This window comes from Virgibacillus sp. CM-4 (genome assembly GCF_000445495.1).
Lineage (GTDB): Bacteria > Bacillota > Bacilli > Bacillales > Amphibacillaceae > Virgibacillus > Virgibacillus salexigens.
In genome coordinates, this window is record NZ_AUQA01000006.1 from 808,404 (window position 1) to 824,516 (window position 16,113).

The following is a 16,113-nucleotide window of genomic DNA, read 5'->3' on the forward strand; positions in this document are numbered from 1 at the left end:
TCACCTCAGACCGTTAAATCATTTTCTGATTTTATTTCTATGGCATTCTTTAACAACTTCTGAAGAACAGCAGCAAAGACCGCAATAACAATGGAAGCAAAAATGATCACCAAGCCGAGCAAAACAATACCTGGAGCGTCATCTATCTCTGCCATTAGATATAAAATTGGGATAATTAATACATACAAGGCACTGATTGTAGTTGCACAGTGCTTTATATTCTTCAAGGCCATCACCGATAATTCCGAAAATGCTTTGTTCTTATCAATGTAAGTTAAAAGTTTTAATGTCTGATACAGAGCAAAGAAAAAAGGAATTGCCGTAGCATACAAAACAATAAGCAAAGGATATTGTAGATAAGCCAACTCAGGGAGCCATGAATTATATATTTGGGCTAATCTAGGTAATCCAACTATACACAAACCAAGAATCGGAATTCCAAGAATAAATACAACTACCCTTAAGAAGAGTGTTTCTCGTTTCATAAAAGCACCTCGCTTAGTTATCGTCAATTCAATTTTACCAATATATTTATCGTTTTACAATAAATAATTATCTAAATTCATTATTATTTTATTGCTTTACTTATATTTATTGCATTCAATAAATCGAAAAGCATTGTTCATAACTAAAACTGTTCGATGCCATTTATTACTTGCGTATGTATCAACGAAACATAAAAAGCCCCCTGTAAAACAATAATTCAGGGGGCTTTTTGTATCGCAATTCATGATCCTAGATCAGAAGATTTATTGTTGATAATGCTCTTTTACAACTGTTGCACAACGCGTACATAAGGTAGGATGTGCTTCATCCTCCCCAACGGTATTAGAAGATACCCAGCAACGTTCACAGGTTTCACCAGGATGCTTTTCAACAGCTACATCAACATATTCATAAGCTTTCGTATTAGATGCATTTTCACTAATATCTGCTTGTGAAACAATGAGATACTGATGAAGCTGATCCATCGATGATAAGATGGTTTTCGTTTGTTCATCTTTTGGAACAATGGTTAATTTTGCTTCAAGAGATTTTCCAATTACCTTTTCATTTCTAGCTTCTTCCAACGCTTTTAAGATATCGTCACGAACTTGCATGAAATGATCCCAGTTTTCAGCTGTATCATTAAACGTTGACATTTCTTCAGGGTTCGGAATATCCGTTAATTGAACACTTTCAGCTTCTGCACCTGGAATATATTCCCATATTTCTTCAGTTGTATGAGGAATAATCGGTGTTAATAATTTTACAAGCGCAGTAACGATTTCAAAGTATCCTGTTTGAATACTACGTCTACGCTGGTTATTCGCAGCCTCAATATATAAAATATCTTTTGCAAAGTCTAAATAGAATGAACTAAGATCAACCGCACAGAAATTATGAATTTGGTGAAAGATAGGTGAGAACTCATAATTATCATAGTTGTTACGAACCTCTGTTACTAATTTCTTCAGGCGATGAAGCATATATTTATCTACTTCTTCTAATTCTTCATTTGGAACACGATCCTGCTTCGGATCAAAATCTGCCAAGTTTGCTAGCATAAACCTGATTGTGTTACGAATTTTTCGATAAGCTTCTGAAATTTGCTTTAATATATCATCCGAAATCCGAACATCTGCTTGATAGTCTACAGAAGAGACCCATAAACGTAAAATATCAGCACCAAGTTGCTTTTGAACCTTTGCAGGATGAATAACGTTCCCTAATGATTTACTCATTTTTCGACCATTACCGTCCAGGGTAAACCCATGACTTATAACCGTTTTATAAGGTGATTTTCCTGTTACAGCTACTGATGTAGACAGAGAAGAATTAAACCATCCACGATATTGGTCACTACCTTCTAGATACACATCCGCTGGTCGATAGTGATCCTCCCTACCTAACAATACTGCTTCATGTGAAGAGCCAGAATCAAACCATACATCCATAATATCTGTTTCTTTTGTGAAGTTGCCGTTTGGACTATGCTCGGAAGTATATCCTTTTGGCAACAGATCCTTTGCTTCCCATTCAAACCAAATATTAGATCCATGTTCCTTAAACAAGTTGGACACATGCGTAATCGTTTCATCTGTAATAATTGGTGTTTTATCCTCTGCATAAAATACTGGGATTGGTACTCCCCACGTACGCTGACGAGAAATACACCAATCTTCTCGATCTCTTACCATATTATATAGCCGTGTCTCTCCCCATTGCGGGTACCAATTAATTGCTTTAATTTCATCCAAAATGGTTTGTCTAAAATCCTTTATAGAGGCAAACCATTGCGATGTTGCTCGGAATATGGTTGGTTTCTTGGTACGCCAATCATGTGGATAAGAGTGTGTAATAAATGCAAGCTTTAGTAATGCACCTGCTTCTTCTAGTTTTTCTGATACATTTTTATTTGCGGTATCATAGAATAGACCTTCAAAACCTGGTGCCTCGTCGGTAAATACACCTTTTTCATCCACTGGACATAATGCATCAATCCCATAGCGCTTCGATACATAAAAGTCATCTTCCCCATGCCCTGGTGCTGTGTGTACACAACCTGTACCTGCATCTGTAGTTACATGGTCTCCTAACATAACAAGAGATTCTCGATCGTAAAATGGATGTTTTGCCACAATTTTCTCTGCTTCTGCACCTTTAAATGTTTTAACTACTTCAGGATTTTGCCATTCGAGCGTTTCTGCTACCGTTTCTATGAGTGCTTGAGCAATAACATACTTTTCGCTTCCAACTGCAACTACTGCATAATCCAAATCAGGATGAACACTTATACCTAAATTTGCAGGGATCGTCCATGGCGTTGTTGTCCAAATAATGAATTTTTCTCCATTTTCTAGTAATCCTTTTCCTTCGGTTACTTCAAAGGAAACATAAATAGAAGGGGACCGTTTATCATGGTACTCGATTTCTGCTTCAGCAAGTGCTGATTCAGAAGAAGGAGACCAATATACCGGTTTTAAGCCTTTATAAATATATCCTTTCTTAGCCATTTCCCCGAAAACCTTAATTTGGGCAGCTTCATAATCTTTGGTAAGCGTAATATATGGGTTATCCCAATCTGCGCGGACACCTAATTTTTTGAATTGTTCTCGTTGATTATCTACTTGACTTAATGCATACTCCGCACATAACTTACGAAATTCAGCAATACTCAATTCCTTACGTTTAATTTTTTTATTCTTCGTTAATGCCGTTTCAATTGGCAGTCCATGTGTATCCCATCCTGGAACATATGGAGCATAATAACCACTCATTGATTTATAACGGGTAATAAAGTCTTTTAAAATTTTATTCAATGCATGACCAATGTGCAAATCTCCATTTGCATATGGTGGTCCATCGTGAAGAATAAATAGCGGACGGCCTTTTGTTCGATTTAAACTTTTTTCATAAATATTATTTTCTTCCCATGCAGCCTGTCGTATCGGTTCTTTATTCGGCAGATTCCCTCGCATAGGGAAGCCTGTTTTTGGCATAAGTAATGTATCTTTATACTCCATATTAATTCCTCCTTTGAATTAAACAAAAAAAGCCCTCTTCATCCCCAAAAGGGACGAGAAGGCTCGCGGTACCACCCTTATAAATTTGACATACCTGTCAAATCCACTTAGCATTCGTAACGTGAATAACCGTTCATTACTACTACTTTCATAATGAAAGCTCAAGAGTGATATTCTAAAAGCGTATCTGTACCAGGCTTTCACCATACCCTAGCTCGCTTAACAGTTTAACACTTCTATACTGGCTCTATCTTTGCTTTTAAACAATTTTGTTTTAGTAAAGCTATCTGTTTATGAATTATATGTAAAATATCAACAACCGTCAAGGCTTATGACTCATTTTCAACTAAATCTAAGTCCTCACCAAGCTCAGTATCAAATAGCTGGTCCCAATCGTCCGTATCGATCATGTCTAATTGGGCTTCAACAAGCATTTTTAATCGTGTACGGAATACTTTTGCTTGCTTTTTTAATTCCTCTACATCCATCGATATCCGACGCGATTTGGTTAATGCCTCATTAATAATACGGTCTGCATTTTTTTCTGCTTCTTTAATGATTAATTTCGATTCTTTTGAGGCACTTCCTTTTAATTCCTCAGCAGTCTCTTGAGCAATTAATATGGATTTATTCAATGTTTCCTCAATATTAGTAAAATGACCAAGCTTTTCATTTAAATGATCGACTTGTTCTTGTAGGTCTTTTTTCTCGCGAATGACCATTTCATAATCCTTAATTACTTGATCCAAAAATTCATTTACTTCATCTTCATCATATCCACGAAAGCTTCTTGTGAATTCTTTATTGTGAATATCTAATGGTGTTAATGGCACGATAGCCACCTCCTATTTTAATTTAGATCAAAGAACGAATCATCACATCCTACCATGTCTATTCGACAAATATCTGCTAAGTCCTGCAATTTATTTTAAGATTGCAGTTGTAAGTTTTAGCTTGTCCTTTTTTGTTTTTCCTCTCACTTCTACGACCTTACTTCTTCCTTTTCCTCTTAATGAAATTAAATCCCCTTCTTGCAATTGGAATTTCCCATCTTCTACAACTTTAAAATTCACTTTTACATACATTTTTTTTATATATTCCGCAGCTTCTTTTCTAGAAATACGATAAATTTCTTTAACGATAGTATCCAATCGCAAAGAAGAAACCGTACTTTCCGTTTCTTCCCAATTTAGCTGCTTAACCTGTAGGAAGTCTAAAGGTTTTTCCTCTAATTGTAACGTTGCTTTTTTTATTGCATTTAGATTTGCCATCACATAAGCTGCAATTTCTTCAGCTACAACAATTTGGATAATACCATCTTCTACTAAAATATCACCAAGCTTTTTTCGTTTTATTCCTAAAGATAGAAAAGCTCCCATTGCATCGCGATGGGTCAGACTAACAAATTTACTTTGAAACTTGGTCTGTAACATCGTCAATTGAAAATCTTTTTCTGCAATCTGTTCATAAAAGGGAGCAATAATTGCACGTTTTCTTTCGGTATGTGGATTTCCACCGAAAAACATGACCTGAATATCTGATTCCTTTGTCCCCATCAGCATGTCCACAATCTGCTGTTCACGTGGATCAAGAAAGTCGGTTAGTTTAAGCTGAAAAGATTTCGATACTTGCTCTCGCCAAGAAAAAACCTGGTCTATGAAAGCTTCTTCATCTTTTCTAAAATGCTGATATATATCCATCCTATGTACCCTCTAGAAAACAAACATTTGGAAAAATTGACCTAACCCCATTCTAGCTAAATACAATACAAATATCGCTACAATTGGAGATAAATCAATCATACCAAGTGGTGGAATAAACTTACGGAATTGCTCTAAATATGGTTCACATATTTTGCCTAACATTTCTCCAAATGAGGACTCACGTGCTCCAGGGAACCAAGACATAAAAATATAAACAATTAACGCGTAACTATAAATCACAAACGCTAAATCTAATATACGGTATAATTCAAACATCTGCTGCTACCATCCTTTTTCATATTCATCTTCTGAGAATGCATCTGTAATGGTACCAGAAACATTCACATTATCCGGAGTACAAAGAAACGTTTGTGCTCCAAGTTTCTGGATATCTCCATTTACAGCATATACGGTACCACTAAGAAAATCCACGATTCGTTTTGCTTGATTACTGTCAAGGCGTTGTAAATTAATGACTACCGCTCGGCGATTAACAATGTTATCTGCAATTTCTTGAGCTTCATTATACGTTCTTGGTTCGCACAGTACGACTTTAGATGTAGGATTTTGCATACTGGTCAAGTTGACGACATTTCTATGCTTCTCTTTTGATGAAGACTGCTGTTGCTCGTTATCAAATTCATCTACATCAACATATTCATATTCATACTCATCATCCATCGTAAAATAATTCTTAATCTTATTTTTAATACTCATTTCGTTCACCTCACCCTACTAAATTTGTTCCAATTCGAACATGAGTGGCACCTTCTTCAATTGCCAACTGATAGTCATTACTCATTCCCATCGATAAATACATACAAGGTGCGTGAGCATGCTGTTTATCCTGAATGTGTAATTGTAACTTTTTTAGTTGTTTGAATATCGAACGCAAGCGATCTTCATCTTTAATATGAGGTGCCATTGTCATCAAACCAATGACGCGTACGTGAGGATATTTTTCGATTTCCTTAATAAAATTAGCTACTTCGTCTGGTGCAAGTCCATGCTTTGATGATTCACCACTTACATTCACTTGTACAAAACAGTCGATTTTGCGTTCTGCTCGTTTATTGATTTCTTTTGCTAAGGAAATACGATCTAAGGAATGCAATACATCAATTTGCTGAATAACATCTTTTACTTTTCTAGATTGTAATGTCCCAATAAAATGCCAAATGGCTTTATCTTGAAAAGAATCGTATTTTTGCTGAAAACCTTCTAGACGATTTTCACCAAGATTCGTAACCCCAGCCTCAATTGCTTCTCTTGTTCGCTCTATTGTAACATATTTTGTCACACCAATTATTGTAATATCTTCTGGATTTCGGCTAGTATTCAGACATGCCTGTCTAATTTTCTGCTGGATTTGTTCTAGATTTGTTGCTACATCCATTGTTCCCAATTCTCCTCCCTCGTATAATCATGAAGAAAAGCCAATAAATCCTAACATTCGACCTGTTCTTCCATGATCTCTTCGATGTGAAAAAAATAAGTCTTCATCACGAAATGTGCAGTAATTGGTTACATCTATATTATTACGTAAAACACCAGCTTGTAAAAGGATATCTATATTTAACTGTTTTAAATCAAGCAAATATCGACCTCCTTCTCTAGAAGAAACAGCATTCTCTCTCCACTCTAGCGGAATATGATTAATGACGTGTTGATCTACTTCATAATAATTCTTCGTTATACATGGTCCAATTGCCACCATTAAATTACTGGATATCACACCTTGCTGTTTTAACGCGCTTACCATTTCAACTCCAATTTGATTGACTGTCCCTTTCCAACCAGCATGAGCAATACCAACAAAGGACGTTTTTGGATCATAAAAGAACAAAGGAACGCAATCAGCAAAGAAAGCTGTGCATAGTATATCTGTCTTATTTGTAATTAACCCATCTACTCCTTGAATTGCGGTCGATAGTTCAGAGGCTCCTTTTCCTTTATCCGTGTCTTCAATAACTTTAATATTTGTTTGGTGTACCTGTTCCCCGCAAACCCACTTATCTAGTGGAAAGCCTAAATGTTCACCTACACGTTCTCGATTGGTCAGGACATGATACGGATCATCATTGACATGTAACCCTCCATTTAAAGATTGATAAGGGGCGGAGCTGACACCACCGTTTCTTGTGGTAAAACCAGCAACTAATTTGGGATGTAATTGCTGCCATTTTTCGATATGTAAACATGTCTCATGTTGTCTAATAAAGGCATCTTTCAACGTTATTCCTCCCTGAAGTTACTTATTGATCTATTTTACCACAGATTTAGGTATTTTTATTTTCTTTCTTGTACGATTGGCTCATTATATAATTTCGGTTTCTCTACATCCTTTACGAGGATAACATCTGAACCAATTCGAACAATTTGATTCCAATGGATAACGAACTCCTCTGACTTACCAAATAAACCACTTTTCTTATCCTTAGGAATAATTACGATAGCAAGGATTCTACCATTATTCGTATCAATCTCTAAATCGCTAATATGACCTAGCCTTCTGCCACTATCGATAATAATAACCTCTTTAATTTGTAACTCGGATAATTTTATCATGTTATTCACCTCACCTTACTTTATATATATGCGCTTGAAAGTCAATCTTTCATGGAACACAAAAAAACAATAGGAAAGAGTGAATTTTCTTCCCTATTGTCTCGTACTTATAAAATAAGTGTTATTCGAACATTTGCTTATTCATTTGTTTAATTGCGGCTTTTTCTAAACGAGATACTTGCGCTTGGGAGATACCAATTTCATCGGCAACTTCCATTTGTGTCTTCCCTTGAAAAAACCGTTTATTTAATATATCTTTTTCACGTTCGTTTAATTGATACATCCCTTCTTTTAATGATAGTTTATCAAGCCATGTTGAATCTTTATCCTTATCATCACTTATCTGATCCATTACATAAATAGGGTCGCCGCCATCATTATAAATGGGTTCAAATAAAGATACTGGATCTTGAATAGCATCCAATGCAAATACAATATCTGAATGAGGGATTCCCATTTCTTCAGATATTTCCATTGGTGTTGGTTCTTTTGATGTTTTGCTTATAAGTTTTTCTCTAACTTGTAAAGCTTTATAAGCAATGTCTCGTAGAGATCTAGAGACTCGAATTGGATTATTATCTCTCAGGTACCTTCTGATTTCCCCAATAATCATTGGAACAGCATAAGTGGAAAATCTCACATTATGGGATAAATCAAAATTATCTATGGATTTCATTAGTCCGATACAACCTACTTGAAACAGGTCATCGACATATTCTCCGCGATTATTAAAGCGCTGAATTACACTTAAAACAAGTCTTAGGTTACCATTGACCAGTTCTTCCCGCGCAGATGAATCTCCATCCTCCTGCTGCAATTTTTTAAATAATTCCCGCATTTCTTCATTCTTTAGTACAGGTAGCTTCGATGTATCAACACCACATATTTCAACTTTATGTCTTGTCATCTACGTTCAACCCTCCCAGTTGGTGATGCTGTTCATGGACAGTATCTCCGACTGGAAAGATTTTTATGCAGAATCCTTTTTCTTAAAGAAGCAATAATAATCGATTTAACTTAGAGCCACAAGGCTAGACCATTTTATTAAATTCTTTTTTTAGTCGCCGAATTATTTTCTTCTCTAACCGTGAAATATATGATTGAGAAATACCTAACATATCAGCAACATCTTTCTGTGTCTTCTCTTCTTCGCCAATAAGCCCGAACCGCAATTCCATAATCTGTTTTTCGCGTGCATTTAACTGCGAAAGCGCATTTTTTAATAAACTTTTATCTACACTTGATTCTAAATCTCTGGTAATAATATCTTCATCTGTTCCCAGCACATCGGATAAAAGCAATTCATTGCCATCCCAATCAATATTTAATGGTTCATCAAAAGAAACCTCGGATTTTAATTTATTATTTCGTCTTAAGTACATTAATATCTCATTTTCAATACAGCGTGAGGCATAAGTTGCTAATTTTATTTTTTTCTCGGGATTAAATGTATTTACAGCCTTTATAAGCCCAATTGTTCCAATACTTATTAAGTCCTCAATATTAATACCTGTATTCTCAAATTTACGAGCAATATAAACAACCAATCGTAAGTTACGTTCAATTAATATAGCTCGTGCTGATTTATCACCTTTTGGTAGTAACGCAAGAAGTTCTTGTTCCTCTTCTTTTGATAAGGGTGGTGGAAGAGCTTCACTTCCTCCAATGTAATAGATTTCTTCTGATTTGATACCTAATTTAATTAATACCTTATACCACCACAGACGTAACCGTAATTTTATTAATTTCAATACTATCTCCCCTTTATGCAGAATGGATTGTGGCTAGGTTTATAATTTGTGGATGCAATAAACAATGATAACTTCTGTCTTTCGTTAGTTCCGCAAATTGTATTCCAATTAATACTTTCGATGTCTCAATTCTTTGTTCGCCATAATAGACAATTAATTTGTCAGGACGTAAGGTAAGTAAAAACATGCTGCTACCTTGAACTCCTTGATAGGGTACCAGTTGTATAGAGCTCTCCCATTTCGTTGGTAGATTTTCTATTTGCAATGATTCGTTACATTTTTTTAATTGTTCCCACTCGTCTTCTGAAAACCATTGTTTTAAAAAGGGCTCATCACAAAGAATAACTGGTTTCTTCGTTATCGGATCGGTCAATTGATTTCCACTATCTATATAACCAGTAGTAGAAAAACTGTTGCCATTTAATACGATGGAAACTGGGTATAATTGGTCATAGCGTATTTTTTCCACAGCATGCTTGTCCATACGGGATTTTGTAAAAAGCCAAACAATTGGAAATCCAATAAATACAAACATCCAACTAACTGGATCGCCAAACCCACTATGAAAGGTTAAAAAACCATTATTGTCAATATTAAATGGTTGTTGGAATAAAAAATGAATACCGATTAATCCACCTCCAATAGCAAAGGTGACGAAATAGAATATGAATACAAGCTTGCTCCAACGGTAAAAATTTTTAAATCCGAATGCCGTATAAATAATTAAACAGGAAAATAACAATTTTCCTATTACAGTTGTCAAAAACGAGTCAGGAAAATAAATAGAAATCGGCACAAGTAAAGAGGCTACAAATCCTCCACTAATTAGCCGACGCTTTCGTGTACTATCTCTTGCTAAAGCCTGAGTTAGCATGATAAGCATTAAATCAATTAAAAAATTTAATGCCCAAACAGCATCCAGATAAATAGTCACACCTTTCCTTCCTTTCACGTATTCTGTCATTTGAAAGATTAGATATTTTATTCAATTTATAGTGTCTAAAGTATAACGGAGCAAATAAGCAAAGTCTGTCATTTCCTGTACGAACTACTTGACTAATTTTACCGAGTTATTAGAAAGATTGTCGGGTAAAATTGAAATAAAAAAAGAAGCCAGCAAGTGGCTTCTAGAAACCGAAAAGGTAAAGGTAGTCGTTTTAAAAACTATGGCAAAACATCAATTTCAGTAGGTAGTTTCCAAGATTATTGTCCCTAAAACTTCATAATTGCTTTCATTAATCACCACAATGGTGCCATCACTAAGCCTTACATAAACTAAATTTCTTGGCTCAACAATGATTAATCTCTTGGGACATTCCCTAAACCGTGGTGACTCTTCATCTGTAAATCCATTGACGAACAAGTACTATTTAGAAAGTAGCAAACATCATTTAGGTTTGGCCCCTGGAACTGGATCTGGCGCAACCGAATTGGTGGGTACGGACGAAGAGTGTACTAATACCTACTACTTAAACTATGTTGAAAATTGCAATTGGGAAAGGCGCTTGCCTGATTACCATGAAACAATTAGAAAAAATTTTCCATAAAAAAGCAAATGTCCATATAGACACTTGCTTTTAAATCCATCATCGAATTAACGATTCCGATTTCGGTTTCGATTTCGAAGGAAAGTCGGAATATCCAACCCATCTTCTTCTTGACGTGGACGGTTCTGTTGTTGAGGCACTTCTGTTTCACGCTCTCTATTATCTCGTGTTGGTAAATCATCATTCATACGAGTTGCAGCATGCTGCTTATGATTAATTACAGGACGTTGCTGTTTGGCTTGTTGCTCCATTTGTTTATTCGTTTCATCAAAACCTGTAGCTATCACAGTAACCACGATCTCATCTTTTAGATTCTCATTAATAACCGAACCAAAGATGACATTTACCTCATTATCAGCAGCTGATGTTACCAAATCAGCTGCTTCTTGAACTTCATAGAGACTTAGATTAGTACCACCAGTAATATTCATTAAAATACCATGTGCACCATCGATTGATGTCTCTAGTAATGGTGAGGAAATTGCCTTTTTAGCAGCTTCCGTTGCTCTTGTTTCACCAGTAGCAACCCCAATCCCCATAAGAGCTGAACCTTTATCAAACATGATTGTTTTTACATCGGCAAAGTCCACATTAATTAAACCTGGCTTAGCAATTAGATCAGAAATCCCTTGAACACCCTGGCGTAGAACATTATCCGCTTCACGGAAGGCTTCTAACATCGGAGTGTTTTTATCTACAATTTCTAATAGCCGATCGTTTGGAATGACAATCAATGTATCTACTGCACCTTTTAATGATTCGATTCCAGAGATAGCTTGTGTAGAACGTCTCCTTCCTTCAAATGAAAAAGGACGTGTAACGACACCAACCGTTAAAGCACCAAGATCTTTAGCAATTTGTGCAATAACTGGTGCAGCACCCGTTCCTGTGCCTCCACCCATTCCGGCAGTAACAAAGATCATATCTGCTCCTTGTAGCACTTCTTCTAATTGCTCTTTACTTTCTTCCGCAGCTTTTTTCCCGACTTCCGGGTTCGCACCCGCACCAAGACCACGTGTTAATTTACCGCCAATTTGTATTTTTAATTCTGCTTTTGATAGATTCAACGCTTGAGCATCTGTGTTAACAGCAATAAATTCAACGCCTTCAACACCATGTTCAATCATACGGTTAACGGCATTATTCCCGCCACCGCCAACTCCGATTACTTTTATTGTAGCTAATTCTTCCATGTTTGTATCAAAATCCAACATATCTCGTTCCTCCTAATATGCAAAATTACAAGCGTTCTAGATAGCTAATCATTTAAATCTACTATAAACCTTCATATCTAAAACTAGTTTACGTAGAATAAGTAATTAATCAAAAAAGTACTTAAACAAATTAGCAATCCCAGATTCCTTTTTCTTATTCTCTTTCGGTTCATTAGATTTCTGTTGCTTTTTCACTCGTTTTGGTTGTTGATTTTCTTGATGATCTTGTCTTATAACTGTAGGAAATAACTCTTTTCCTTGTATTTTCGCATTACGATAGGCAAATTGCAAGATTCCTACACCAGCAGTGAATTGTGGTTCTCTTACCCCAATGTAATCAGGTATAGCAATACGTACATTGGAATGGAATAAATCCTCTGCCAATTCTAGTACTCCTGGCATTGCCATTGTACCACCAGTTAGCACATACCCGCCTGGCAGTCCCTGATATCCCATTTTCCTGATTTCACGCTCTGCATATGCATAAATTTCTTCCATTCGTGCTTCAATCATGTCTGCAATTTCTAGTTGGTTATACGTTTGTTTCGAATTGCTTCCAATAATTGACACATCAAAAACTTCATCCTCTAATGCATAATCATAAAAAGCATGTCCATGATTTAATTTAACATCTTCGGCTTCTTCAGTTGATGTTCTGAGTCCAATTGAAAGGTCTTTTGTTATATTGTCGCCACCAAGCTGAATGACACTTGTAGAGACTAACTGATCATTCTCAAATACAGAGACCGTTGAACAGCCGCCTCCAACATCGATCAGTGCAACTCCCATATTCCTTTCATCTTTGGATAATGCAATTGTACCGGCAGCAAGCGGTTGTAAGCAAATGTCAGCTATTTGTAGGTTTGCTCGTTCTACACATTTTAAAATGTTATGTAAGATTGTCTTGGAACAAGTAATTATCGTACCTTCCATTTCTAATCGTACACCGATCATCCCTCTAGGATCATTGATTTCATCTAACCCGTCTACGATGAACTGTTTAGGTATCACATCAATAATTTCTCGCTCCGGAGGAATAGACATAACTTGTGCTCCATCAATAACTCGATTTATATCTTCATCATCGATCTCGCGGTTTTCACTTTGAACCGCTACTATTCCATGGCAAGGTTGTAGTTGTATATGACTACCATTAATTCCCACTACAACACGATCAATTTGCATACCGACCATTCTTTCGGCTTGTTCAACCGCATTTCTAATCGATTGGACCGTCTGATCAATATCAATAATAGCACCTTTTTTCATGCCGTTTGATTTTGCAGAACCGACTCCAATAATATTTAGTGAATCATTTAACACTTCACCTATAATTACTTTGATTTTTGATGTACCTATATCAAGACTTACTAATATTTCATTGTTGTTCAAGTAAGGCACCCCCTATTTCAGAAGTTGCTTCATGCAAACTTCTCTCTATCCATTTCTGTAATTATCCTGATATGATAATAGTATAGACTTTCCCTAAAAATAAAATATATATAGGTTATTCCACATAAAACAAAGGATTCCCTTTATTTTTCGGTATTTTTTTAAAAAAATGAAGCAAATTTCTCAATTCGTAGAGAATCATCCTATTAATCAGGAAGTCGATAAGCATGCCACTTCTATTAAACTATTTCGTAAACAAAGCGGAACTTATGACTTTCGTCGGTAATTTAATTACCTATTCTTGATTTTCCTCTGTTTCTCCATTAACTTCCGCTTCTGATTCTTCTGAACTAGTACCCTTATCAAATGATTCAAAGTAGGCACCTACGCCAATATGGATAATTCCTCTACTTTCTTCATCTAGTTGAGCAACGATAGAAGGATACACTTCCATTCTTTCAGCAAAGTTACGTATCGTTGCATCTACCATAAAACCATCGTTCATGTATAATACGACTTTATTTTTATTATCATCTGTTGGTGCCCAATGAATCTCTGAAATTAATTTAAGAAGGCTTTTTGGTAACTTCTCAAGCTCACTTGTCATCCTATGTAAATAACTTTCCTCTTCAAAATTGGTAATTAATGGAGCGTCCCCATAGAACGTTCCTGTTTCCATACTTTGAAGCATTGTTCCATTTCCCAAAATTGGATAATAACTCGTATCTTTTTGTATATATCCAACACGATGATACTCTTCCACTTCTATAGATACTGTCCAGGGTAAATGGCGATTGATGTCAACGGAAGCAACGATAGGATTATTACTTAAGGCTTTTTCATTTGCAGATTTATCCATCGTCCAAATATTCATACCTTCCGTTATTTCACTTTGTTCTCGCACTTGTTCATCTGTCAGGAAAATATTTCCTTTTATTTCAATCGTTCGCACCTGACTTAATGGAGATTGCAGATAAACAATGATGGAAATTAAAAAGAAAAAAATTGAAAGATAAAATATTAATCGTCGATTTGCTTTTTTCTTCCTTGCCTGTTTCAACTTCGGAATACGATCTTCTATCGAAACAATCTTTTTTTTAGCCATCTCCATTTCTTCCTTTGTACTAAATTAACAATAAGAAATGGCACAAAAAATGCCATTTCTTCACTGTTATAAAGAGTATATCACATTATCCCTTACTTGATGTAGTAGAGTTAAGGTAAAAACAAGATTTTAATCTCACTGAAATCTTACTCTACCAGAAAACGGCTTTTATTCGCTTGTATTTGCTTATAATTTGGTATACTTACTAATATTTAACAATATCCCAACAGAGCACAGGATTAGTGTTAAAGAGGAGCCGCCATAACTCAAAAACGGCAACGTAATACCTGTAACAGGAATTAAGCCGATTACAACACTGATATTAATCATTGCTTGAATCGCAAGCATAGAGACAATACCTAATGCTAAAAATCTGGAAAAATTATCAGGTGCTTCAAGTGAAACCTTGATACCACGCCATAAAAGGAGTAAAAAAAGCAACAATACAATAGTACCTCCAATGAAGCCTAGTTCCTCTCCTAATATAGCAAAAATAAAATCAGTTTGTGGTTCAGGTAAATAGAAATACTTCTGTAAACTATTCCCGAATCCTAGACCCATTAAACCACCCGGTCCAATCGCATATAAAGACTGTATAATTTGGAATCCATCCCCTAATGGATCTTCCCAAGGATTCAAAAAAGCCGTTATCCGACTAATCCGATAAGGAGCAGAAGCAATTAGACCAATAAAACCGATTAACCCTAATGCTGCTAGTCCAAAAAAATGAGATAAACGAGCACCAGCAGTAAATACCATAATCATACAAGTGAGTACGAGTACCATACCAGTACCTAAATCCGGCTGTAGCATGATTAGGCCAAATGCAGTAAATATTAATAAAATAGAGGGAATGAAACCTTTTTTGAACGAAGTGATATATTTTTGGTTAGCTGCTAGATAAGTAGCCAGAAAAATAATCAATCCTAATTTCATAAACTCAGATGGTTGAATACTAAAGGCTCCAATCCCTATCCAGCTTTGTGCACCGCCACGAACCATTCCTATACCAGGAATAAGTACTAAGAATAACAAAACAAAACATGCCAGTAGAATTAGCTTTGCGTATTTTTTCCATGTGGTATAAGGTACTTGCATCGTAAAGAGCATTGCTATTATTCCTGCACCAGCAAACAATACTTGTCTTTTCACATAGTACCAAGCATCCCCGAATTTGTATTCCGCCCAAACATAAGACGAACTGTAAACCATAATAACTCCTATTAAAAGTAAACTAATAATAACACCTAATAAGAAATAATCAGGTGAGGCATGTGATTTGGAATTCTTTAATTTTTCCAGCAAAATAACACCCCTCTTCATAATT

At 35.8% G+C, this 16,113-nt stretch carries 16 protein-coding genes and 1 other annotated feature; all 16 genes read right to left on the reverse strand.

Annotated features, from left to right (window positions below; genetic code table 11):
- Positions 1-5: 5 nt before the first annotated feature.
- Positions 6-485 (reverse strand): DUF2975 domain-containing protein, encoded by a 480-nt coding sequence (locus M948_RS37390; RefSeq protein ID WP_021291654.1) that lies wholly within the window; start codon positions 483-485, stop codon positions 6-8.
- A 264-nt stretch (positions 486-749) separates the two neighbouring features.
- Positions 750-3,506: an isoleucine--tRNA ligase gene (gene ileS, locus M948_RS37395; protein WP_021291655.1), complete on the reverse strand. Its 2,757-nt coding sequence runs from the start codon at positions 3,504-3,506 to the stop codon at positions 750-752.
- Positions 3,507-3,552: 46 nt separating this feature from the next.
- Positions 3,553-3,769: a binding site (T-box leader), on the reverse strand.
- A 66-nt stretch (positions 3,770-3,835) separates the two neighbouring features.
- Positions 3,836-4,339 (reverse strand): DivIVA domain-containing protein, encoded by a 504-nt coding sequence (locus M948_RS37400; RefSeq protein WP_021291656.1) that lies wholly within the window; start codon positions 4,337-4,339, stop codon positions 3,836-3,838.
- 90 nt (positions 4,340-4,429) lie between these two features.
- The gene (locus M948_RS37405; protein ID WP_021291657.1) at positions 4,430-5,206 is read right to left on the reverse strand and encodes a YlmH family RNA-binding protein; all 777 of its coding nucleotides are present in this window, start codon (positions 5,204-5,206) and stop codon (positions 4,430-4,432) included.
- Positions 5,207-5,218: 12 nt separating this feature from the next.
- Positions 5,219-5,485, reverse strand: coding sequence for a YggT family protein (locus M948_RS37410; RefSeq protein WP_021291658.1), 267 nt, complete (start codon positions 5,483-5,485; stop codon positions 5,219-5,221).
- 6 nt (positions 5,486-5,491) lie between these two features.
- A complete protein-coding gene (locus M948_RS37415) occupies positions 5,492-5,926 on the reverse strand; it encodes a cell division protein SepF (protein ID WP_021291659.1) in 435 nt (144 codons plus the stop codon).
- A gap of 10 nt (positions 5,927-5,936) precedes the next feature.
- Positions 5,937-6,605 (reverse strand): YggS family pyridoxal phosphate-dependent enzyme, encoded by a 669-nt coding sequence (locus M948_RS37420; protein WP_021291660.1) that lies wholly within the window; start codon positions 6,603-6,605, stop codon positions 5,937-5,939.
- 27 nt (positions 6,606-6,632) lie between these two features.
- Entirely contained in the window at positions 6,633-7,442 is an 810-nt protein-coding gene (pgeF, locus tag M948_RS37425) for a peptidoglycan editing factor PgeF (protein ID WP_021291661.1), read from the reverse strand.
- A gap of 56 nt (positions 7,443-7,498) precedes the next feature.
- Complete coding sequence (locus M948_RS37430) at positions 7,499-7,777, reverse strand: YlmC/YmxH family sporulation protein (protein ID WP_021291662.1); 279 nt, start codon at positions 7,775-7,777, stop codon at positions 7,499-7,501.
- A 121-nt stretch (positions 7,778-7,898) separates the two neighbouring features.
- On the reverse strand, positions 7,899-8,684 hold the full coding sequence (gene sigG / locus M948_RS37435; RefSeq protein WP_021291663.1) for an RNA polymerase sporulation sigma factor SigG: 786 nt from the start codon (positions 8,682-8,684) through the stop codon (positions 7,899-7,901).
- Between the two features lie 124 nt (positions 8,685-8,808).
- Positions 8,809-9,528 carry an RNA polymerase sporulation sigma factor SigE gene (gene sigE / locus M948_RS37440; protein ID WP_021291664.1) on the reverse strand — a complete coding sequence of 240 codons (720 nt, stop codon included), beginning with the start codon at positions 9,526-9,528 and terminating at the stop codon, positions 8,809-8,811.
- Positions 9,529-9,541: 13 nt separating this feature from the next.
- Positions 9,542-10,462: a sigma-E processing peptidase SpoIIGA gene (gene spoIIGA, locus M948_RS37445; protein WP_021291665.1), complete on the reverse strand. Its 921-nt coding sequence runs from the start codon at positions 10,460-10,462 to the stop codon at positions 9,542-9,544.
- Positions 10,463-11,122: 660 nt separating this feature from the next.
- Entirely contained in the window at positions 11,123-12,289 is a 1,167-nt protein-coding gene (gene ftsZ / locus M948_RS37450) for a cell division protein FtsZ (RefSeq protein ID WP_021291666.1), read from the reverse strand.
- Between the two features lie 105 nt (positions 12,290-12,394).
- Positions 12,395-13,681, reverse strand: coding sequence for a cell division protein FtsA (gene ftsA, locus M948_RS37455; RefSeq protein WP_021291667.1), 1,287 nt, complete (start codon positions 13,679-13,681; stop codon positions 12,395-12,397).
- 295 nt (positions 13,682-13,976) lie between these two features.
- Positions 13,977-14,786, reverse strand: a complete 810-nt coding sequence (locus M948_RS37460; RefSeq protein ID WP_021291668.1) for a cell division protein FtsQ/DivIB — start codon at positions 14,784-14,786, stop codon at positions 13,977-13,979.
- A 186-nt stretch (positions 14,787-14,972) separates the two neighbouring features.
- The gene (spoVE, locus tag M948_RS37465) at positions 14,973-16,091 is read right to left on the reverse strand and encodes a stage V sporulation protein E (RefSeq protein WP_021291669.1); all 1,119 of its coding nucleotides are present in this window, start codon (positions 16,089-16,091) and stop codon (positions 14,973-14,975) included.
- Positions 16,092-16,113: the final 22 nt, after the last annotated feature.